The 737-nt window shown below is 68.9% G+C and carries 1 protein-coding gene; it reads left to right on the top strand.

Translation table 11 applies throughout. The features are described 5' to 3' along the window. Positions 1-3 precede the first annotated feature (3 nt). A partial coding sequence (locus EUC46_RS12450; RefSeq protein ID WP_241655580.1) for a transposase family protein occupies positions 4-737 on the top strand: 734 nt, incomplete at its 3' end.

Raw genomic sequence — 737 nt, 5'->3', positions numbered from 1 at the left:
ACCGTGGCACGGTGGTTGTCGGCTCACCGCCGCGCTCATGACGTGCGCCCCCACCAGCGGGCAGCGACCTGCTGGGTGCAGGCCGTGATGCTGCTGCGCTGGCTCATCGAGGCCACCGCCGTGGCGGCCCTGGCCCGCGACGCGAGGATCTCGCCCGCCACCGCATACAGGTACCTCCACGAGGCCCTGGACGTGGTCGCCTCCCAGGCCCCGGACCTGATCGAGGTCATCACCCAGCTGCGCGAGCAGGGCGAGCCCTTCGTGTGCCTCGACGGAACCCTCATCCGCACCGACAGGGTCGCAGCCCGCAACCCGAGCACCGGCCACCACCTGTGGTACTCGGGTAAGCACAAGGCCTTCGGGGGCAACGTCCAGGTCATCACCGACCACACCGGCCACCCGGTGTGGGTCTCACCGGTCGAGCCGGGCTCGACCCACGACCTCACCGCCGCCCGCACCCACGTGCTGCCGGCCCTGTACAAGGCCGCCTGGCAGGGCATGATCACCCTGGCCGACAAGGGCTACACCGGTTCTGGCATCGGCGTGCTCACACCCGTCAAGGGCCCCAGCCCCTGCCCCGACGACGCCACCTACAACCACATCCACAGAGCCCTGCGCTCCCCAGCCGAAAGAGCCAACGCCATGCTCAAGCACCTCAAAGCCCTCCAGAGAGTCACCCTCGACCCCAAGGCCATCACCACCATCACCGCCACCGCACTCGTCATCATCAACCTCAA

The sequence above is a fragment of the Actinomyces oricola genome, from assembly GCF_004104015.1.
Lineage (GTDB): Bacteria > Actinomycetota > Actinomycetes > Actinomycetales > Actinomycetaceae > Actinomyces > Actinomyces oricola.
Note: the sequence above shows the minus strand (reverse complement) of the source record. Positions and strands in the feature narration are given on the sequence as shown.